Source organism: Oceanobacillus sp. FSL K6-0118, from assembly GCF_038006665.1.
Taxonomy (GTDB): domain Bacteria; phylum Bacillota; class Bacilli; order Bacillales; family Amphibacillaceae; genus Oceanobacillus; species Oceanobacillus caeni.
Map to the genome: position 1 here is coordinate 2437481 of NZ_JBBOVR010000001.1, position 20517 is coordinate 2457997.

The window sequence follows — 20517 nt, forward strand, 5'->3', positions numbered from 1 at the left end:
ATACCTTCTTTACCTTTAATGTAATACTCTTGTTACACTATATACATCTTTGATCTGTTTAATCCGTTCTACTATTTTTCTTAAATGTTTTGTATTATGAATTAAAATCGTTATTTGAATGGTAGCTATTCGGTTACGGTCCGCCTTTCCATTCACATGAGTCATGTTCGTACGCATTTCGTTTACTGCTTGTAAGACTTCATTTAGTAATCCTCTACGGTCATAAGCAAATACTTCTAAATCAACATGATACGTCTTATCGACTGTCTTTTCATTGGTCCATTCAACCTTTAGAAAACGTTGTTTAGCTTCTTCCGTTTGTACATTTGGACAGTCTGCACGATGAACTGAAACTCCTCTTCCCTTCGTTATATACCCAGTAATTTCGTCACCAGGCACTGGACTACAGCATTTAGCTAATCGAACTAAAAGGTTATCAACACCTTCAACACGTACACCAGAGTCTTTTTTATTTAACTTCCAATCATTTGTTCCTGCTTTTGAATCATTTATTTTCTTTTCTAAATCCTGTTCTTTTTGTTGTGCTTCCCGTATCTTTTCCGTTAAACGAGTTGCAACTAAAGCAGCTGTTATCCCCTGATATCCTACCGCAGCATACATATCCTCTTCACTAATAAAATTAAAACGATCCAATACTCGTTGCAAATTATCCGGGGTTAGTACTTCTTTAGGTCGAATTCCTAATGCACGTATCTCTTTATCAACCGCTTCTTTTCCTTTGAGTACATTTTCTTCTTTACGTTGTTTTTTGAAAAACGCTCTAATTTTACTTTTTGCTTGTGATGTTTGAGTTATCTTCAACCAATCATGTGATGGACCATAAGAATGTTTAGAAGTCATTACCTCAATAATATCGCCGTTTTTCAATTTGTAATCCAATGGTTCCATCTTTCCATTGATTTTAGCCCCAACCGTTCTATTTCCAATTTCCGTATGAATTTTATAAGCAAAATCAAGTGGTACAGAACCTGAAGGAAGTTCAATGACATCTCCTTTTGGTGTAAACACATAAACCATGTCAGAAAACAAATCGACTTTTAAAGATTCAATAAATTCCTCCGCATCATGTGTGTCACTTTGCCAGTCAAGAATTTCCCTAAAGAGTGTTAGTTTCTCTTCAAAAGATTTTGTACCGTTCTTTACTTGTTTTCCTTCCTTGTAAGCCCAATGAGCGGCTATACCGTATTCGGCAATTTCATGCATTTCTTTTGTTCGTATTTGAACTTCTAGAGGATCACCTTTTGGACCAATAACAGTTGTATGAAGTGATTGATAAAGGTTCTGCTTTGGCATAGCAATATAATCTTTAAACCTGCCAGGCATAGGTTTCCAGTTCGTGTGAATAATTCCAAGTGCCGCATAACAATCCTTTATACTATTTACAATGATTCGCACAGCGAGCAAATCGTATATTTCATTAAATTGTTTATTTTGTTTTACCATTTTTTGATAGATACTATATAAATGTTTTGGTCTACCAGATATCTCTGCTTCAATATTAACCTCATGGAGTTCCTTCGTTAACCCTTCCATTACTTCCTTTATATAAGACTCTCGTTCTTCTCTTTTTTGTTTCATTAAATGAACGATACGATAATATTGTTGGGGATTTAAATACCGTAGAGCTGTGTCTTCTAACTCCCATTTAATTGTTGAGATACCTAATCGATGAGCTAAGGGAGCAAATATTTCGATTGTTTCTTTGGACTTGAGACGTTGTTTTTCTGGAGGTAAATGTTTTAACGTTCTCATGTTGTGTAAACGGTCTGCCAATTTTATTAAGATAACCCGAATATCTTTTGCCATCGCTACAAACATTTTACGATGATTTTCTGCTTGCAAATCTTGTTTTGACTTATATTTAATTTTTCCTAATTTCGTAACACCGTCAACTAGCATTGCAACCTCATGATTAAATTCTTTCTCAATATCGTCTAAGGAAATATCCGTATCCTCTACTACATCATGAAGAAAACCACCAGCAATCGTTTCCGTATCCATTTTTAAATCAACTAAAATCCCTGCTACTTGAATAGGATGAATGATATAAGGTTCACCAGATTTTCTAAATTGCTCTTTATGAGCTTCTTTCGCATATTCGTATGCACGATTAATAAAAGCTATATCTTTTTGATTAAGGTATTTGCTAGCTTTTTGGTTAATGTCTTCGATTGTATAGTTGCTGTCTTTTGGCATATAATCACCTTTATTTTCTAGGGGTTGTTCAAAAAGTCCGGTGAAAATGACACTTCGCATTTCTTCGTTGACAAGACTCACCGGTACTCACGTATTAATTGCATACGCTCCGTTCCTCAAAGCTACGCCGCCTCGAACTGCGAAGCACAGGACGTGCGAGTGTCGGCTTTGCAACAGGATGTTGCGCATTTAGCCGACCTCGGTCCTTTTCATCCTCCTTTTTGAACACGAATTTTCTAGGTAAAATCTTTCTATTAAAGAGGATTTAAATATAATCATCATTATAGGACCTTTTTCTAGCAGTGTCCACCATAAATTTTTAATAAGTGTTTATATATGAAATTTAGCAATAACTTAATGAGGCCTGACGCAATATATTTATCGTCAGACCTCTATTTTAGTTAAAAAAATATAATTTTATCCAGCATACGTGCAACTAAGTTCACTAAAGCTTTGGGCGAACTCTAGATTTTCTAATATCTCATAAGCGTGAATACATCATAGTCTTTTAATTTATCCATTCCTTTAAGGTAACTTAGCTCTATTATGAATGCACAACCTGCAACGATTCCACCTAATTCTTCTACTAGTTTAATTGTCGCTTCAATGGTTCCACCTGTTGCTAGTAAATCATCCGTAATTAATACACGTTGACCTGGTTTGATAGCATCTTTATGAATGGTTAAGATGTCTTTTCCATATTCTAGCCCATAATCTACTTTTATTACCTCTCGAGGTAATTTACCTTCTTTCCGTACTGGAGCAAATCCAATCCCCAGAGCATATGATACTGGACATCCAATAATAAATCCTCTAGCTTCCGGACCGACTACAATATCTACCTCTTTATCCATTGCATATTTAACAATATCATTTATGGCGGCCTTATAGGCATCTCCATCATTCATTAAAGGAGTAATATCCTTAAATACAATCCCTTCTTTCGGGTAATTCTGTACGATTTCTATATAATTTTTATAGTCCACTGACAACTTCCTCCTTGGTGGTTTCCAACTGTTCCATACAGTTTGTAAACCAAGTCCTTAATTCCTCATAATTTGAATAGTATAACGTTTTTTCGACTTCGATTCTTTTCAATCTATCCTTATATGATGTTGACTCGGTAAGATCTCGTTTTTCTGGGTTGGGGTTTATTTGAATAATACCATTCTCTATTTTAACAAAATCCAATTCGAAAAACACTTTTGACATAAAGATGATTCTTTCTTTACTCCAACCCTTTACATTCATAATTGCCTTTAATTCTTGTTTTAAATCTACAATCTTACGCTTTTTTATGAAGGCATAATACCAAATGAATTCTTCTCTTTTTGGAAATGAAGTTAGATAAGCACTTTCTTCGACCGAATAACATGCATAAATTATTTTTGGTTTCGTCGCCTTAACAACCTTCTTAAGGATTTCCAAGTTCGGTGGCAAATCACATATATAGAGCATATCGACTTCTTCTAAGTTCATCATTTCTTGATATTCTTCATGATAAATGGATGGGTCAATATTTAACTGTCCGTTACTTATGGCTAATATTTTTTGATTAGAGATTGGTTGAATTTGAATCTGTCTTCTACCTCTTTGATCAAATAACTGCCATGTGTCAATTTTCATATCTTGGATCAATACTTGAGCTTTTTTATTTCCATTCCATTCATTTATGCCAAGTTCCCCCACAACGGATAAAGGAGTGTTCGGCGAAATAAAATGATATAAGTGACCAAGGCCAAATCCAATACTCTCTATTTGTGAAGAATCCTTATTAAAATGAAGCTTAAGATGGTTTTTAGTACTTCCTATTTGACGAACATCAGTAGGTATATCTTTTATCTCAAAAATAGGTTTCGGATTTTTCATTCCAAATGGCGCAAGACGAGCAATTTCATAAATTAAATCTACATTTATTTCTGCAATATCTAATGTACTGCTTATTTCAATTTCTTGTTTAAAATCTTCTTCTGTTAATTCTTCTGTAATAAATGTATTTAATCTTTCATTTATAAGTTCTATATTTTCAATCGGTAATGTCATTCCAGCAGCTTGAGCATGTCCTCCAAAATGGGTGAAAAGTTCTCTAACCTTCATACAATGGGTAAAAAGATCAAATGCTGGTATACTTCTTGCAGATCCCTTTGCTACTTGTAATTCAGGCTTAATTGTTAGAACAATAGCAGGTCGATCATATTTCCTTACTAATTTAGAAGCAACAATCCCTAGTACTCCTTCGTTCCAACCTTCTTTTGCAACAACCACTACCCCATTGATATCTTGAATAATTTCTTCGGCTTCTTTCACGATTTCATTAACAATTCTTTGTCTTCTTTCATTAAGACTTTGGATTTCTTGTGCAATCTCCATTGCTTCTACTAGATCATCTGACATTAAAAGCTGTACAGCTAAGTCCGCATCCTGTAATCTACCAACAGCATTCAGTCTCGGTCCTATTGAAAAGCCAACATCCTCTTCTGTGACATTTCCCTCAATTTTGCTTACGTTTTTTAAAGCTTGGATTCCAACATTTTTGGATATCGTTAATGCATGCAAACCAAAATAGGCAAAAATCCTATTTTCATCAACTAGCGGCACTAAGTCCGCTATCGTTCCAATTGCAACAAATTCAAGCAAATGTTTAGGAAAATATCCTAATAAACTTTCAGCAAATTTAAAAGCCACCCCTACTCCCGCAAGCTCTTTAAAAGGGTAATTGGGAGAACATTTAGGATGGATAATAGCAAATGCTTCTGGTAATTCTTCTTGAATCTCATGGTGATCAGTAATTATTAAATCAATCCCCAATTCCTTAGCAACAAAGGCCTCATATACTGCTGCAATACCTGTATCCACAGTAATAATCACCGAGAATCCTTCTTCATGCGCCTTTACAAATGCATCTTCATTAGGCCCATAACCTTCAGTAAAACGATTTGGTATATAAAAATCACAATCTGCACCAAGCTCTTGCAAAGTTTTTAACATGACAGTCGTTGAACTGACACCGTCTGCATCATAATCACCAAAGACTAGTATTTTTTCCTTATTATAAATAGCATCATGAACTCGTTGGGTCGCTTTCCCAATAGAATCTAACCGTTCAGCACTATGTAAATTATTTAAATCAGGCGATAAAAATCGATTAACTTCCTCTTTTGATGTTATTCCTCTTTGTGCTAACATCTTTCTCAAAACCGGAGATAGGTCAGTGAATTCGTCCATGGACGGTACTGCTTTATCTTCCATTTCTACATATTTCCACTTTGATCTATTTTGTAACATACATTCACCCCTGACCAAACTATTATACTAGAGTGTGGTAGGGGTAGCAAATTAGAATTTTTTCACCGGTCTATTTCTGTTTCATCCAATTCAATATCCTTCTTTACTAGACCATTTTCTTTTAGGATCGTTTCCATGCGAACATTCTCTTTCTTTAATCGTTTTAGTTCTTTTTGGATTTTAAACATTTTGAGTGCACCAACTGTTGCTGTTATTAGTCCGCCCATTAGTACCGAAAATAAGATGACCAATATTAATGGGGAGAAACCTGACCAGAATAAGTAATTAACTTCTACTGGTTCAACATTCATGATGGCGAATACTGCAACAATAATTGTAAAAATAAGTGCTAATAGAACATAGGATTGTCCCTTCATTTTATTCCTCCTTATGGATTATATAGACTGTAACCTTAATTTACCCTTTTTTAAAAAATCAAACCCACATTGCAGGTAGCAACATGGGTTTTTAATAAAATGTATTTATACTTGTGGACCATCCACACGTTTTTTCTTTCTAAAATCGAGTGGGCGAGTCTTAATTGATTTACCGCGCCACACTAGCCATAACTGAGCTGCTAGGAACAGCGATGAATAGGTTCCTGCTAATAGTCCTACTGCTAAGGCAATAGCAAAAGTAGTAATAGATTGAGCTCCAAGGAATAGAAAGGCTAAAACAGCTATAAAAGTTGTTAAAAATGTATTTATACTTCTAGTAAAAGATTGTATAAAGCTTCTATTTACAATAGTAGCTAATTCTTTAAAAGATTTAACTTGTTTTCTTGCTCGAATATTTTCTCTAATTCGATCAAAGATAACAATCGTATTATTAATCGAATAACCTACAATTGTAAGAATAGCAGACACAATTGTTATATCAAATTCTATCTGTGTTAGGCTAAAGACCACTAGCATAATAAATACGTCATGTAACAAAGCAATTAGAGCCGTTATCGCAAAGAACAGTTCAAAACGAATGGAAACATAAAGAATAATAAAGATAGATGCTAAGGCAACTGCAAAAATGGCATTTTTCACTAACTCTTGTCCAACAATAGGAGAAACTACACTAATGGTTGGTTCTTTACCATATTGATTGATAAAGTATTTTTGTACTTCGTTTACTTCGTTTTCCGACAGCACATTATCAAACCTTGATACTGCAGTTTTTCCATTATCCCCGGATATTACAGTTGATATTGGATTTAAGCCGAGCTCTTCAAATCCTTTTTCGACATCTTCTACATTTAAGTTAGTTTCTGAAACTACTTCTATTCGAGTACCACTTGTAAAATCAATACCAGGATTAATTTGGAAGACGATAAACGAAACAATCCCTATAATGACGGTAATCGCAGAAAAGATAAAGAATTTCTTTCTGTGTTTAACAACATTAATATTCCGATTAAATAATTTTGGTTCCTCTTGTGAAGAACTTGTTATATCCTTAATTTCACTTTCTTTAACCGCTAACCAAGTCTTACGTTTAGTTAAGAATCCACTATCAACCCAAAATCCTAATAGAAGTCTTGTACCAAAAACAGCAGTTAGAAAACTAACAAAAATACTAATCATCAACATTGTTGCAAAGCCTTTTACAGAACTACTTCCAAATATAAATAAGACTACAGCCGCAATTAAGGTTGTTAAGTTCGCATCAAAAATAGTAATAAAAGAGTTTTTGGTTCCTGCTTTAAATGATGCTTTAACAGATTTTCCTAGACGCAATTCTTCTTTTATTCTTTCGAACGTAATAACATTCGCATCAACTGCCATCCCAATACCTAAAATGAGGGCCGCAATACCAGAGAGTGTTAATACGCCATTCATTAATTCGAACACAACTATTACAATATATGTGTAAATAAGAAGATTAATCGATGCTATAATACCTGCAAATCGATATACTGCAATTAAAAACAATATAATAATCGCTACTGCAATAATTCCACTATATACTGTTTCGTTTAAGGCTTGCTCACCGAATTGGGCTCCAACTGAGTTAGAATAAACTTCAGTCATATGTACTGGTAAAGATCCGGAGTTAATTACGTCTGCCAATTGTTTAGCAGATTCTACTGTAAAGTCTCCACTAATCATGACATCCGTAGTATTTAGTGTTTCTTTTACACTAGGTGCAGAAATGTACTTAGGATCTTCTTTACCGAATTCATTACTAAATGAATCCCCTTTTTCGTAATCCATCCAAATAACTAATAAATTATCAGGATATGGTGTTTCTGGGTCATTCATGTTCTTTATTTGGGTTGTTACATCGGCAAATTTTTTAGCATCTTTTAATTTCAAAGAAACGATGGGAGCATTAGTATTAGGATCAAAATCTTGGGAAGCACTGCCTTCTTTAATATCCGTTCCACTTAATAATTCATTATCATTTACATCACGAAAAGATAATTGGGCAGATGTTCCTATGAGTTCCCTTGCTTGTTTCTGATTTTCAACACCAGCAAGCTGTACCCGAATTCTATTTTCCCCTTCTATGTCAATGACAGATTCACTTATCCCCAATCTATTCACTCGATCATTGAGTGTCTGTACAGTACCTTCTAACAAACTTCTTGTTACTTCTTGGGATGAATCTACTGGTTCCACTTCATAGAGAATTTCAAAACCACCTTGGAGATCAAGCCCCAAATTAACATCTTTTGTTACTCCTGTGATCGTTGTTCCAATCGTTATCGCAAAAAGTAAGACGATTAGAAAAAAGGCAACGATTCTGCCTCTCTTTTTCATGGATTTATTGCCTCCTATAGTTTAAAGTCGTGTTCAAAAAGGAGGATGAAAAGTACCGAGGTCGGCTAAATGTTGGAACGACCTGGGACTACGATTGCTCGTCCCACCGTAAAGATTTGTTGCAACGCCGTCACTATTGCCAACTAAAGTGTCATTTTCACCGGTCTTTTTGAACAATCCTTTCAATTACTTACTATTTTTCTTTAGTTGCCCCTGTTAAAGCAGCGATGGAAGCCATTAAATCATCATTTTCATATGATTTAACCGTCAAATAGCTTAAATAAACATTCGATCCTAAATGAAGAATATCTTGTATCAATTCATGAATGCGTTTGTTAGGATTTCCCTTCCAAACCTTTGTCACTAAACAATTCCATACATCTTCAGCCGTTACTTGTGAATAGCCCATCGCTTGAAATTCATAAGCTTTACTTTCTAATATTGGCTTCACTTGCTCTTTCCATTCATTTACAGCATGTATTGCTTCCAATTCTTCCCCTCCTGTTATACGGAGATTTTTAGTGTCATGCTTGCCCACTGCTCTAGCATATACATTATTGTATATGAATTTTTATTTTTTGAGAAGGCGGGTCGACAAAAAATGACCAAACAAACATTTTTACAAGGTGCCCTTATTTTAATACTAGCTGGAATGATTACACGATTTTTAGGATTTATCAATCGAATTGTAATGGCTAGATTAATGGGTGAAGAAGGTATCGGTTTATATATGATGGCTTTACCCACTTTATTTTTAGTTATGACATTAACACAATTAGGTCTACCTGTTGCCATTTCGAAACGTGTCGCAGAAGCAGATGCGATTGGTGACCATAAAAAAATAAAACGTATTTTAGTCGTATCTTTAGTGATAACAGGTGTTACAAGTATATTATTTACAATTGTTATGATTATCGGTGCACCTTTTATAGCAAAAACTTTATTAACGGACGAGCGTACCATGTTACCTCTAATTGCAATCAGTCCAATTGTACCAATTACTGCTATTTCTGCTGTACTTAGAGGGTATTTTCAAGGAAAACAAAATATGAAACCACAGAGCTTTGCCCAAGTAATTGAACAGATTGTACGAATTACATGTGTTGCTTTATTTATTAACCTTCTACTTCCTTTTGGCGTAGAGTACGCAGCAGCTGGAGCTATGATTAGTGTAATCTTAGGAGAATTTATCTCCATGTTATACATGATTGGAAGCTTTAAACGCAGAAAGGTAGTCAAAATTCGGACAAACTTCTTTTCATACTTGAAATCAAGTAAAGATACGTTAAAAGAATTGTTTTCAATCGCACTTCCAAGTACAGGTAGTAAAATGATTGGTTCTATTTCTAATTTTCTTGAACCCATTTTAGTTGCCCAAAGTCTTGCCATTGCAGGTGTAGCAACAACTTTAGCAACCAAACAATATGGTGAGCTAACAGGGTATGTTTTGCCATTATTATTTTTGCCAACTTTTATTACTCATTCATTAGCAATCGCTCTCGTACCAAACATATCAGAAGCGGAAGCGAGAAATAATCAAAAATTAATCCATTACCGTATCCATCAATCGATCCGTATTTCTTTTGCTTCTGGTGCCATTGCAACTGTCATTCTTACATTATTCTCTGTACAAATATTATCTTATATGTATGGTACAGCAAATGCCAGTACATTTATAATGCTTATGGCACCCTTTTATATATTATTGTATATCCAATCTCCTTTACAAGCGGCCTTACAAGCATTGGATCTTGCTAAACCTGCCATGTGGAATAGTTTAATTGGAGCTACTGTAAAATTTCCGGTTTTACTTGTATTAGCTTCCAACCCTAATTTTGGAATAATGGGTGTTGCTATCGCAATGTGTGTTGGCGTTGTACTAATTACACTATTACATCTTATTACCTTACAAAAAGCGATAAATTATTATATACCTTTTAAAGATTTAAGTAAAATGATTCTATTGATGGTATTAACGTGGGTTGTTGGTGATTTTATGAAAAACATATATGAATCACTCAATTCCAATATTATTACCTTCATGACTGTTCTTATTATACTTGTTCTAGTATACATCCTATTTTTATTCATTCTACGCTTTCTAACTAAGGAAGAGTTAAAGCAAATTCCCTTCCTCCAAAAATGGTTTTAAAAGTTTTGCAGTACACCCATAAAAATTGTACTGCTTTTTCTTTTTTATATAATTTTCTTCTAATTCTATATCAACATGAATATGATTACTATAGAGATGGACAAAGGCGCAAGCGCCCGCTTAGTGACGTATAGACTGGACTGAGCCGTAGGAGATAAAGGAAACACGGTGAGCGTAAGCGAGCCGATGTTGACTTATCGTACGGAGGTGAAGGAAGTCTACTAGTCACTGGGCGCTGGAGCCGGACGTGGCTATTTCTGTATCTAAGTTAGTCACAGCCATACAAAATTTATAATTTCCTAGACAAGGACAAAGGTTAAGGAGGAGAATGAATGCGTAAACAATTATTCCATGCACTGTTATTTGGCTGGATTACAGTATTAGGTTTAATTCTTATTTCTAGCGTTATCATTGCATTTTTACTTAAAGTAACGTCCTTAGATGAAAATTTACTATCTTGGATTGCTCTAGTGATTGGTATTCTATCTCTATTTATAGGAGGCCTAATTACGGGGTTAAAAGGAAAAGCAAAAGGTTGGATCGTCGGTGCTATTACAGGGATTGGATTTACTGTTTTTACGTTTCTAGTTCAGTATTTAGGTTATCAGCAAGGGTTTTCCATGGAACAATCCCTACATCACATCGGGTTCATTTTCGCCGCTGTAATCGGTGGAGTCATCGGGGTTAACATTATTGGGGATACGAGTGAATAAATGGTCAAAGGCGCTGGAGCCGGACGTGGCTATTCCTGTATCTGAGTTAGCCACAGCCATACAAATTTTATAATTTCATAGACAAGGACAAAAAGAAGCTGTCGTATAAACGATGACAGCTTCTTTTTATTGACTATGTATATTTCAAACTTAGCCTTGTTTTACTTCACGAATCGCTGAACGATCGTACGTAAGTTTTGTACCATTTTCGGTGATTAAAACAACCGTCTCTTCATCTAAACCATGAACTTTAGCATGTAAACCACCAATAGTTACTACGTCATCACCTTTTTGGATGTTATTTTGCATCTCTTGAACTTTCTTCTGCCTTTTTTGTTGAGGCCGAATTAATAGGAAGTAGAAAATAACAAACATTAAAATAATAGGTAATAATGAAACTAACATTTCCATAATTATATCCCTCCTTCATTAATATATTTTTAAAGAGGTTGTTCAAAAAGTCCAGTGAAAATGACACGTCGGCATACCACTACAAAGGGGCAGCATTGCAACAAATGTCTACGGAGGGGCAAGTAATCGGAGCCCAAGGACATTATCGCATTTAGCCGATCTCGGTCCTTTTCATCCTCATTTTTGAACACACACTTAAAAGTTCTTTGCATCTGGCTTATTAAAGCCATATTGTTCAAAGAATTCTTCTCTAAAATCTCCAAGTCGATCTTCACTTATCGCAAATCGTACTTGCTCCATTAATTTTAACAGAAAATAGAGGTTATGATAAGTCGTAAGTCTAAAACCAAATGTTTCATTACATTTTACTAAATGACGAATATAAGCACGGGAATAATTTTTACATACATGACAATCACAATTTTCATCAATTGGTCGGAAATCTCTAGCATACTTCGCATTCCGAACCACTAATCTACCAGTTGAAGTCATACATGTCCCATTACGAGCAATTCTTGTTGGCAATACACAGTCAAACATATCTACTCCACGTATCGCCCCATCAATTAAAGAATCTGGAGACCCTACTCCCATTAGATAACGTGGTTTATTCGCCGGTAATAACGGTGTTGTAAACTCTAAAACGCGATTCATCACATCTTTTGGTTCCCCAACAGATAATCCACCTATTGCATAACCAGGGAAATCTAAAGAGATTAAATCATTTGCACTTTGTTTTCTTAAATCTTCAAATTCTCCACCTTGTACAATACCAAATAGTCCTTGTACATCTTTTCGTTTATGTGCCTCTAAACATCTTTCTGCCCATCTTGAAGTTCTTTCTACAGATGATTTCATATATTCATGGGTGGCTGGATATGGTGGACATTCATCAAAAGCCATCATAATATCTGATCCTAAGGCGTTCTGAATTTCCATTGCTTTTTCGGGTGAAAGGAATAATTTTTCGCCATTCAAATGATTACGGAAATGTACACCTTCTTCTTTAATTTCCCTCATGTCACTTAAGCTAAAAACTTGGAATCCACCTGAATCCGTTAAAATAGCACCATCCCAGTTCATAAATTTATGAAGTCCACCTGCTTCGCGAATAATATCTTCACCAGGTCTTAACCACAAATGATACGTATTGGAAAGTATGATATTTGCATTCATACTCTCCAATTCTTCTGGGCTCATTGTTTTTACAGTCGCTAACGTTCCTACTGGCATAAACGTAGGTGTATCAAACGATCCATGGGGTGTATGAACTCGCCCAAGTCTTGCCCCAGTTTGCTTATCTATTTTAATTAATTCATATGTTATTGGTGTCAATTTCATACGTCCTTTACTTCCTCTTTTTTTTAACACTTACTATAAGATTAACATTGCATCCCCAAAACTAAAGAAACGATAACGTTCTTCTACCGCTTCATTATATGCTCTTAGAATGGTATCCTTATCAACTAGTGCACTGACAAGCATAATAAGTGTTGATTTAGGTAAATGGAAATTCGTAATTAATCCATCAATTGCTTTAAATTCGTATGGAGGATATATGAAAATATCAGTCCATCCACTTGTTTCAACAAATTTATCATGGTCTCTTCGTATCGTTTCCAGTGTTCTTGTAGAAGTTGTTCCAACAGAAATAATTCTTCCACCATTTTCTTTAACTTTATTTAACGTATCTGCTGTTTCCTTTGTCATCTGATAAAATTCGGAATGCATCTCATGTTCCTCTATTTTATCAACACTAACTGGTCTGAATGTACCTAATCCTACATGCAACGTAATAAAAGCGATTGTAACTCCCATCTCTTTTATTTCATTTAATAATTCGGAAGTGAAATGTAATCCTGCTGTTGGAGCTGCAGCCGATCCTTCCTCTTTTGCATATACCGTTTGATATCGATCCTTATCTTCTTCTGGTAATTGTTCTTTAATATACGGAGGTAATGGCATTTCACCAAGTTGATCCAAAACTTCATAAAAAATTCCATCATAACTAAATTCTAATATTCTTCCACCATGTTCCTTAAAGCCCACACAGGTCGCTTGAAGTAATCCATCTCCAAAAACCAAGACAGTCCCTTTTTTCACCTTTTTGGCTGGTTTGGTAAGAACTTCCCATGTATCTTCTTCTTTTTGGTGTAGTAATAAGACTTCGATTTTTGCCCCTGTGTCTTCTTTTATACCGTATAATCTTGCCGGAAGTACTTTTGTATTATTAAGTACGAGGCAATCTCCTGGTTTCAGATATTTTTTAATATCTGAAAAATGTTCATGTTTCACATTCTTCGTTTGTCTATCTAATACTAATAGGCGCGATGAAGTTCGATCTTTTAAAGGTGTTTGTGCAATTAATTCTTCTGGTAAATGATAATCAAAATCTTCTATGTTCATGCTAAAACTCCTTACTCTTGTTGATTTATCACAATTTCTTATCGAAAGCGGCCTATTATTGAGAATATTATCGTTAATATAATACTTATAACAATGGATGTTACAATCGGAAAATAAAAGGAAACATTCCTGACTTTAAAATGAATATCACCGGGTAATCTGCCAATAAAGGTCCATATGATGCCGATAACTAGGAAAATAATACCGAGTATAATAAAGAGTTTTCCCAAATTCACTTATCCTCATGCCCTTTCATACCAAAATGTTGATAAGCTTTATCTGTAACTACTCTTCCTCTTGGTGTCCGTTGGATAAATCCAAGTTGCAATAAATATGGTTCATACACATCTTCAATGGTCTGTGACTCTTCCCCAATTGTCGCCGCTATTGTATCTAGTCCCACTGGTCCACCCCGAAATCCTTCTATGATACCCTTTAGTAATTTATGATCGGTATGATCTAAGCCAACTTCATCCACTTGTAACATGTTTAAAGCTTGATTAGTCGTTTCTAAACTTATTTCTTCTTCCCCTTTCACCTGGGAAATATCTCGAATCCGCTTGAGCAGCCGATTTGCAATTCTAGGGGTTCCTCTAGACCGTTTAGCAACTTCGAATGCGGCTTCTTTCGTTATCGATGTTTGAAAAATTTCTGCAGTCCGTTCCACAATAGATTGTAAATGATTGGCATCATAAAATTCCAATCTAGAAAGAACCCCAAATCTATCCCTTAATGGGGCTGAAAGTAGACCCGCTCTCGTTGTTGCGCCAACTAATGTAAAAGGTGGTAAGTCTATCCGAACTGATCTGGCACTAGGTCCAGTTCCTATTACAATATCTAGGAAGAAATCTTCCATAGCAGGATATAAAACCTCTTCAACCGTTCGTGGTAAACGATGAATTTCATCTATAAATAAAACATCGCCAGGCTCTAACGAAGACAAGATAGCCGCTAAATCTCCAGCTCTCTCTATAGCGGGGCCTGATGTGGAACGAAAATGAACACCCATTTCATTTGCAATAATAGCAGCTAATGTTGTTTTTCCCAATCCAGGAGGTCCATAGAGTAGCACATGATCTAACGGTTCTTCACGCATTTTTGCAGCTTTGATAAAGATTTGTAGGTTTTCTTTTACTTTATCTTGACCAATATATTGATTTAATCGTATTGGACGAAGACTTTGTTCTATGGATAAATCGTCATCTTGCATTTCACCTGCTACCATCCGTTCATCCACGTCGATTCCCCCCTGTTCTTAGCTTAGCCCTTCATTAACAATGATAATGCTTTCCGTACAGCTTCATCTACATTAAGATTAGGTTCCTTTTTAAGTTCTGGTAGAATTAATCTTATCTCTTTATCTGAGTATCCTAGGGATTTGAGTACTTCTTGTACTTCATTAATAGTTTGATAATCTACCTTAGCTTCCTCTGAATCCTGTTCTTGATCTATTCCAATAGAGAAGGATAAATTAAGTTTCCCTTTTAAATCTAAAATGATTTGTCTGGCTGTTTTCTTACCAACACCAGGAAATGTCGTTAAAAATTTATCATCTTCTTGTTCAATGGCACTTACGAACGCAGGAATATCTACTGATCCTAAAATACCTAACGCGCCTTTAGGTCCAATTCCTGACACAGAAATTAACTTAATAAATAAATATTTCTCATCTTCATTTTTAAAGCCATATAGTATTTGACTATCTTCACGAACATAATGATATGTATGAACTATTGCTTCCTTATTCATAAATGATTGAAATGAAAATGGATTGGCACAAATAATCTCATAACCAATTCCATTAACATCAATAACGACGGAATCTTCTTGTATTTTCACCATTTTACCTTTTATATAAGCTATCAATGACGTCCCCCCAACTATATTTTATCATGAATGAAATAATAGTGCGTGTTCAAAAAGGAATACTCCAGTATTTGTACATCGCACGCTGAAAAAGTGCTTTTCTTTTTCAAGGACGTGACGAAAATTAGTCGAAGGTCCTTAGAATTGTCTTTTTGAACAATGTCTAACACAATAAACTTCTATTTCTAAACTAGAAATAGAAGTTTATTGCTCAATCCGTTTCTTCTAAATTGTGATGGATATCTTGAACATCCTCATTATCTTCTAACGTTTCTATAAGAGTTTGCATTTTTTCAGCATCTTCTTCAGATACACTATTATAGGTTTGAGGAATTAATGTAACTTCACTATCCTCGATGTGATAACCTGATTCTGATAATTGATTTACAACTTCCTGAAAGTTCTCGGGTTCTGTAAATATTTCATAAGCCCCATCTTCCATTTGAATATCTTCCGCTCCCGCTTCCAGTGCGTCAAGTGTTAACTCATCTTCATCAATCTTACCATCTTCATTAGAAATAACTATATACCCTTTTCTGTCAAACATAAAGGATACACTACCAGTTTCCCCCAAGTTTCCACCATTTTTCTTAAATGCATGTCTTACTTCGGAAGCAGTACGATTTTTATTATCTGTAAGCGCATGAACGATTACCGCAACTCCACCTGGGCCATATCCTTCATACGTAATTTCTTCATAATTAGCTCCATCTAAATCTCCAGTAGCTTTTTTAATATTTCGCTCAATATTATCATTTGGCATATTATCTGCTTTCGCTTTATCGATTGCAGTTCTTAAAGCATTGTTAGTAGTTAAGTCGGCGCCACCTAACTTAGCGGCAGTGTATATATTTTTTGCATGTCGCATAAAAATTTTACCTTTTTTTGCATCTTGTGCGTTTTTTCTGCTTTGAATATTTTTCCATTTAGAATGACCAGCCATGGGGCATTCTCCTCTCTTGAAATTTCCCTATATACTATATCAAAAATTGCACATATATAAAAGCAAAACCTTTGCAGATGCAAAGGTTCTCAAGGTCGGCCACCCATACTTGGATGCTTATTCATTATTTTGTCTATCCTTCATTCTTGCATTATCATTCTTCCGTTTATCCCATTCAATATTATCTGTATAAACGACAATATCCTTTTTGGTATTTGGAACAATCTCCCTTACAGCATTTTCTACATCCATTCCGTTTGGTTTAGATTCATGGTTAAAATGTTGCTTTTTAAACATGACAGAAACAATGATGCGATCTTCTGTGGAAGCTACTTGAGCCTGCATTATTTCTTCCCGCTTCATCAATTCATTGTATATATGAACAGCTTCTTCATTTGTGTATGGGTCCGTAAAATTATCCTCCATATTAGTTTGTTCATTTAGTGGAGAACCATCTTGTTCTGGTGATAATTGATTGGTTAACCCTCTTCTTTCATTTTGCTCTTGTCGAGATTCATATCGTACTGGTGCAGTGTCGATGTTCGTATCATTATTCGAATTATCTAATGCATTATTATCACTACATCCAAGTAGCATGAGGGTTGCACCAAAAACGATGAATACTTTTCTTTTAAACATGAAACAACCTCCCTTACGAATAGTTTGTATCAGGGAGGTTATATTACACAGTAAAAGGTTACCAATTTTAACTTCTCTTAAATTGGGGTATTCCTACTCTCTTATGTTCAGACTGTTTATGAAGCCTCTCTATTATCTGCTTATCTTCTTCTGGTACAGACTCACCTCTTAGATAAGCATCAATACGGTCATAAGTTGTTCCCATTTCATTTTCATCCGTTTGATCTTCCCAAAGATCTGCACTAGGTGCTTTTGTTATAACTTCTTCTGGTACATTCAAATACTTCGCCATTTCCCGGACCTCTGATTTAGTGAAGTCAACAAGTGGATGTATATCTACCCCACCGTCACCATATTTGGTGAAATAACCCGTATACCATTCTGCCGCATTATCAGTACCAACAACTAAATAATTGTAATTCGTTGCAACAGTATATAATGCGCTCATACGTAATCTTGCTCTTAAGTTAGCACCTGCAATCTGATCTGATGATTCATTAAATTCATTTTTTTCGTCCAATTGATGTTTAATATGCGAATACATTACTTTGTGGGTTTCCGTTAAATCAATGGTCATGGAGTTAATTCCGCATGTTTCAATTACTTTAATCCCATCTGTCATATGCTCTGATTTTGTATAAATGGGTAGTAATACGCCTAGGGAATGTTCTGGAGCCGCTAATTTGATTAAATTTGCAACTACAGCAGAATCTATTCCACCACTAACACCTACTACGAAGCCTTTTGCACCTGTATCAATTAGTTTTTGTTTTAACCATTCGACGATTTTCTCTACATACTTTTCCAAGTTTATCCCCCTTTAGGTAAGAAACAAATCTATCTCTTTGGATAATTTTATCAAAACTACAATCTTCCAACAAATTTTTAGCATTCTTTAAAGTAATATGTACAGACATTTAATAATTATACCATATAAGGGGATAAAGAAGACTTATCGCAAGTTGATCTCCACCTTCCTTCTTTGTTTCCTAGAAGTTCGGAGTGGGTGACTTATTGCCCGTTTAAAAAATAAAGAGACGTTTTACACATAACGTCTCTTAAAAAGGTTATTATTGTTCATCCTCATCTTCTTCTCTTTGAAATGTGGAGAAATTTGGAAATGTTGGTGGGACTGGATATGAAGCAGTTGGATCTACATTTGGAAAATTAGGTGGGTTCATCATATCCATTGATTGATTTGCGTATAACATGGGCTGATAATTTGCATTCATATCATATGTTGGATAATTCTCAAATGTCGGCATTTCCTGCCCGCCACATCCACACTCATCCGGTTGTTGGTAAGCTGGTAAAGTAGTTGCAGGCATAAATGCTTCTGGCATCATCATCGGATGATGAAAGCAAGGTGGAGGACATGGAACAAAATAGCAGCAAGGAATCATCTGTGGCATTGGTTGGAATATCGGCTGTTGCATCATAGGCTGCTGTATTGGTAATTGTGGTTGAATTGGCATTTGTGGTTGAACTGGCATTTGCGGTTGAACTGGCTTCTCTTTATGATGCTCCTTAACTTCTTTTGCCTCTTTTTTTACTTTCTCTTTTTTAACCTCTTGTTTAACTTCCTGTTTAGGTTTTGCAATTTGATTAAAATTAAACTCAAAGTCTTGATCAATAATTGGCATTTGTGTAAATGGCTGCATTGGCAACTGAGGTTGTATCGGCATTACAGGTTTTACATATTCTTTTTTCTCCTTTTCATCTTCATGGATTACAGGCATTGGTTTAGGGGACATTTCCTTAAATGGCTTTTGCGTTTCTTTTGGTTTTTCTTTTACGAAGGTCTCTTTTTTAGTTTCCTTTTTCACCGCCTTCGTTGCACTAGGTATTTTAATTTTCATCCCTGGCATAATCATATCGGGACTGGCTAATTGAGAGTTTACCTGTTTTAATTCCTCAAAGTCTACCCCATATTTTTTGGATAGTTCCCACAACGTATCTCCCTTTTGAACAATGTGTATTTTCAAAACGGACCAAACTCCTTTCATTAATAGCTGGGCTAATTACTATATCAACATATGCATCAAAGTATAAAATGTTGACCCATACTATTAGAAAACTTGGGGCGTTTCCTAGGTTTTGAAGCAAATGTCCTAGTTGTCACTTATGCCGGGTAGAAAGTTTATACTTTATTCACTACACGGGAAACTTGGTGTTGCCTAAGTTTTATAAAAGAAAAACCGTTAACCATATTATTGGTCAACGGTAAGCATTATGGATTCATTTGATAAACAGGATAAGTCCCCAATATATTCACTTGGCATCCTAAGGCTTCCACTTCCTGAATGACATTTGGAATGAGAACATCATTATCTGGTTGCACGACATCAATTACAAAGAAATAGTTACCTAATCCTGTTTTAGTTGGACGTGACTCAATTTTAGATAAGTTCATTTTACGCCAAGCAAAAGCAGAAAGTATTTGATGTAAGGCCCCCGGCAAATCATCAGGCAAGGTAATAACTAGCGTCGTTTTCTCTCCTTTTTTTTCATGATTTAAGTTCAACAATTGTTTATTTTTTGTTAAGACAAAAAATCTTGTATGATTTTCTTTATAATCATGAATATTTTCTTTTAAAATCTTTAAACCATATTCCCTGGCAGCTAGTTTATTAGCAATCGCAGCAATAGGCTTATCATCTAATTTACTAACAAATTCCGCTGCTCCTCCAGTAGAGGAAGCAAAGTTGATTGTTGCATTTGGCATATTTTCATGAAGAAATTGGTGACATTGGGCGATTGCTTGATTATGTGAATGAACCTCTTTAAGATCTGAAATGTCACCTTCAAAGTTTGGATGAACAAGTAAATGCTGTTGAATTGGAAGAACCACTTCTGCTTCTACCGGTAAATTTACTTGGTGAACTAAATAATCTAAAGTTAACAGGACTGTACCTTCGATTGCGTTCTCGATAGGTACTACAGCAATATCTACTTCATTTTTTTCAACAGCATCCATACATTGTGGAATTGTCTTATAACTAATTTTTTCTTCGCCATTAAATGCTAAATCGGTTACTAATTTTGTAAATGTTCCCTTTGGACCTAAATATCCTATTGTAGTCAAAATCTCTTCCCCCTTGTTACTACCAAAACCCTATTAGTAAAACCTCT

At 35.2% G+C, this 20517-nt stretch carries 19 protein-coding genes; 2 read left to right on the top strand and 17 right to left on the bottom strand.

What is annotated here, in order from left to right; translation table 11 throughout:
- Window positions 1-15 precede the first annotated feature (15 nt).
- The 6 genes from MHI02_RS12560 to MHI02_RS12585 form a co-directional block, all read right to left on the bottom strand.
- Window positions 16-2217 carry a RelA/SpoT family protein gene (locus MHI02_RS12560; protein WP_204797701.1) on the bottom strand — a complete coding sequence of 734 codons (2202 nt, stop codon included), beginning with the start codon at window positions 2215-2217 and terminating at the stop codon, window positions 16-18.
- 473 nt (window positions 2218-2690) lie between these two features.
- Entirely contained in the window at window positions 2691-3203 is a 513-nt protein-coding gene (locus MHI02_RS12565) for an adenine phosphoribosyltransferase (protein WP_047183741.1), read from the bottom strand.
- Window positions 3193-5502 (bottom strand): single-stranded-DNA-specific exonuclease RecJ, encoded by a 2310-nt coding sequence (recJ, locus tag MHI02_RS12570; protein WP_047183740.1) that lies wholly within the window; start codon window positions 5500-5502, stop codon window positions 3193-3195. Before recJ ends, MHI02_RS12565 begins: the two co-directional genes overlap by 11 nt.
- A 62-nt stretch (window positions 5503-5564) precedes the next feature.
- The gene (locus tag MHI02_RS12575) at window positions 5565-5879 is read right to left on the bottom strand and encodes a LapA family protein (protein WP_047183739.1); all 315 of its coding nucleotides are present in this window, start codon (window positions 5877-5879) and stop codon (window positions 5565-5567) included.
- 105 nt (window positions 5880-5984) lie between these two features.
- The gene (gene secDF, locus MHI02_RS12580) at window positions 5985-8255 is read right to left on the bottom strand and encodes a protein translocase subunit SecDF (RefSeq protein ID WP_047183738.1); all 2271 of its coding nucleotides are present in this window, start codon (window positions 8253-8255) and stop codon (window positions 5985-5987) included.
- 193 nt (window positions 8256-8448) lie between these two features.
- Window positions 8449-8745, bottom strand: coding sequence for a post-transcriptional regulator (locus MHI02_RS12585; protein ID WP_047183737.1), 297 nt, complete (start codon window positions 8743-8745; stop codon window positions 8449-8451).
- A gap of 111 nt (window positions 8746-8856) precedes the next feature.
- On the opposite strand from MHI02_RS12585, the gene spoVB reads away from it, so the two are divergent.
- Both spoVB and MHI02_RS12595 read left to right on the top strand, forming a co-directional pair.
- A complete protein-coding gene (gene spoVB / locus MHI02_RS12590; RefSeq protein ID WP_047183736.1) occupies window positions 8857-10407 on the top strand; it encodes a stage V sporulation protein B in 1551 nt (516 codons plus the stop codon).
- A 332-nt stretch (window positions 10408-10739) separates the two neighbouring features.
- Window positions 10740-11120 (top strand): TIGR04086 family membrane protein, encoded by a 381-nt coding sequence (locus MHI02_RS12595; RefSeq protein WP_047183735.1) that lies wholly within the window; start codon window positions 10740-10742, stop codon window positions 11118-11120.
- Between the two features lie 150 nt (window positions 11121-11270).
- Here the strand turns inward: MHI02_RS12595 and yajC are convergent, their stop codons facing one another.
- The 11 genes from yajC to pheA form a co-directional block, all read right to left on the bottom strand.
- Complete coding sequence (gene yajC, locus MHI02_RS12600; RefSeq protein WP_047183734.1) at window positions 11271-11531, bottom strand: preprotein translocase subunit YajC; 261 nt, start codon at window positions 11529-11531, stop codon at window positions 11271-11273.
- A 195-nt stretch (window positions 11532-11726) separates the two neighbouring features.
- Window positions 11727-12872, bottom strand: a complete 1146-nt coding sequence (gene tgt, locus MHI02_RS12605; RefSeq protein WP_047183733.1) for a tRNA guanosine(34) transglycosylase Tgt — start codon at window positions 12870-12872, stop codon at window positions 11727-11729.
- A 33-nt stretch (window positions 12873-12905) separates the two neighbouring features.
- Window positions 12906-13937 (bottom strand): tRNA preQ1(34) S-adenosylmethionine ribosyltransferase-isomerase QueA, encoded by a 1032-nt coding sequence (gene queA, locus MHI02_RS12610; protein WP_047183732.1) that lies wholly within the window; start codon window positions 13935-13937, stop codon window positions 12906-12908.
- 38 nt (window positions 13938-13975) lie between these two features.
- Window positions 13976-14167 (bottom strand): DUF2905 family protein, encoded by a 192-nt coding sequence (locus tag MHI02_RS12615; protein ID WP_167507315.1) that lies wholly within the window; start codon window positions 14165-14167, stop codon window positions 13976-13978.
- A gap of 2 nt (window positions 14168-14169) precedes the next feature.
- Complete coding sequence (ruvB, locus tag MHI02_RS12620; RefSeq protein WP_047183731.1) at window positions 14170-15174, bottom strand: Holliday junction branch migration DNA helicase RuvB; 1005 nt, start codon at window positions 15172-15174, stop codon at window positions 14170-14172.
- Window positions 15175-15197: 23 nt separating this feature from the next.
- Window positions 15198-15803 (bottom strand): Holliday junction branch migration protein RuvA, encoded by a 606-nt coding sequence (gene ruvA / locus MHI02_RS12625; RefSeq protein WP_047183730.1) that lies wholly within the window; start codon window positions 15801-15803, stop codon window positions 15198-15200.
- A gap of 211 nt (window positions 15804-16014) precedes the next feature.
- Window positions 16015-16746, bottom strand: coding sequence for a YebC/PmpR family DNA-binding transcriptional regulator (locus MHI02_RS12630; protein WP_047183729.1), 732 nt, complete (start codon window positions 16744-16746; stop codon window positions 16015-16017).
- A gap of 117 nt (window positions 16747-16863) precedes the next feature.
- Window positions 16864-17385, bottom strand: coding sequence for a YhcN/YlaJ family sporulation lipoprotein (locus MHI02_RS12635; RefSeq protein ID WP_047183728.1), 522 nt, complete (start codon window positions 17383-17385; stop codon window positions 16864-16866).
- A 67-nt stretch (window positions 17386-17452) separates the two neighbouring features.
- Window positions 17453-18193 (bottom strand): NAD(+) synthase, encoded by a 741-nt coding sequence (gene nadE / locus MHI02_RS12640; RefSeq protein WP_047183727.1) that lies wholly within the window; start codon window positions 18191-18193, stop codon window positions 17453-17455.
- Between the two features lie 262 nt (window positions 18194-18455).
- Window positions 18456-19370: a SafA/ExsA family spore coat assembly protein gene (safA, locus tag MHI02_RS12645; protein WP_052771606.1), complete on the bottom strand. Its 915-nt coding sequence runs from the start codon at window positions 19368-19370 to the stop codon at window positions 18456-18458.
- 245 nt (window positions 19371-19615) lie between these two features.
- The gene (pheA, locus tag MHI02_RS12650) at window positions 19616-20470 is read right to left on the bottom strand and encodes a prephenate dehydratase (protein WP_047183726.1); all 855 of its coding nucleotides are present in this window, start codon (window positions 20468-20470) and stop codon (window positions 19616-19618) included.
- Between the last annotated feature and the right edge of the window lie 47 nt (window positions 20471-20517).

Bases quoted from the DNA above. Each gene is read 5' to 3' on its own strand.
- recJ (WP_047183740.1), bottom strand. From the start codon at position 5,502: ATGTTACAAAATAGATCAAAGTGGAAATATGTAGAAATGGAAGATAAA.
- MHI02_RS12630 (WP_047183729.1), bottom strand. From the start codon at position 16,746: ATGGCTGGTCATTCTAAATGGAAAAATATTCAAAGCAGAAAAAACGCA.
- MHI02_RS12575 (WP_047183739.1), bottom strand. From the start codon at position 5,879: ATGAAGGGACAATCCTATGTTCTATTAGCACTTATTTTTACAATTATT.
- queA (WP_047183732.1), bottom strand. From the start codon at position 13,937: ATGAACATAGAAGATTTTGATTATCATTTACCAGAAGAATTAATTGCA.
- MHI02_RS12635 (WP_047183728.1), bottom strand. From the start codon at position 17,385: ATGTTTAAAAGAAAAGTATTCATCGTTTTTGGTGCAACCCTCATGCTA.
- secDF (WP_047183738.1), bottom strand. From the start codon at position 8,255: ATGAAAAAGAGAGGCAGAATCGTTGCCTTTTTTCTAATCGTCTTACTT.
- yajC (WP_047183734.1), bottom strand. From the start codon at position 11,531: ATGGAAATGTTAGTTTCATTATTACCTATTATTTTAATGTTTGTTATT.
- MHI02_RS12560 (WP_204797701.1), bottom strand. From the start codon at position 2,217: ATGCCAAAAGACAGCAACTATACAATCGAAGACATTAACCAAAAAGCT.
- MHI02_RS12595 (WP_047183735.1), top strand. From the start codon at position 10,740: ATGCGTAAACAATTATTCCATGCACTGTTATTTGGCTGGATTACAGTA.
- spoVB (WP_047183736.1), top strand. From the start codon at position 8,857: ATGACCAAACAAACATTTTTACAAGGTGCCCTTATTTTAATACTAGCT.
- tgt (WP_047183733.1), bottom strand. From the start codon at position 12,872: ATGAAATTGACACCAATAACATATGAATTAATTAAAATAGATAAGCAA.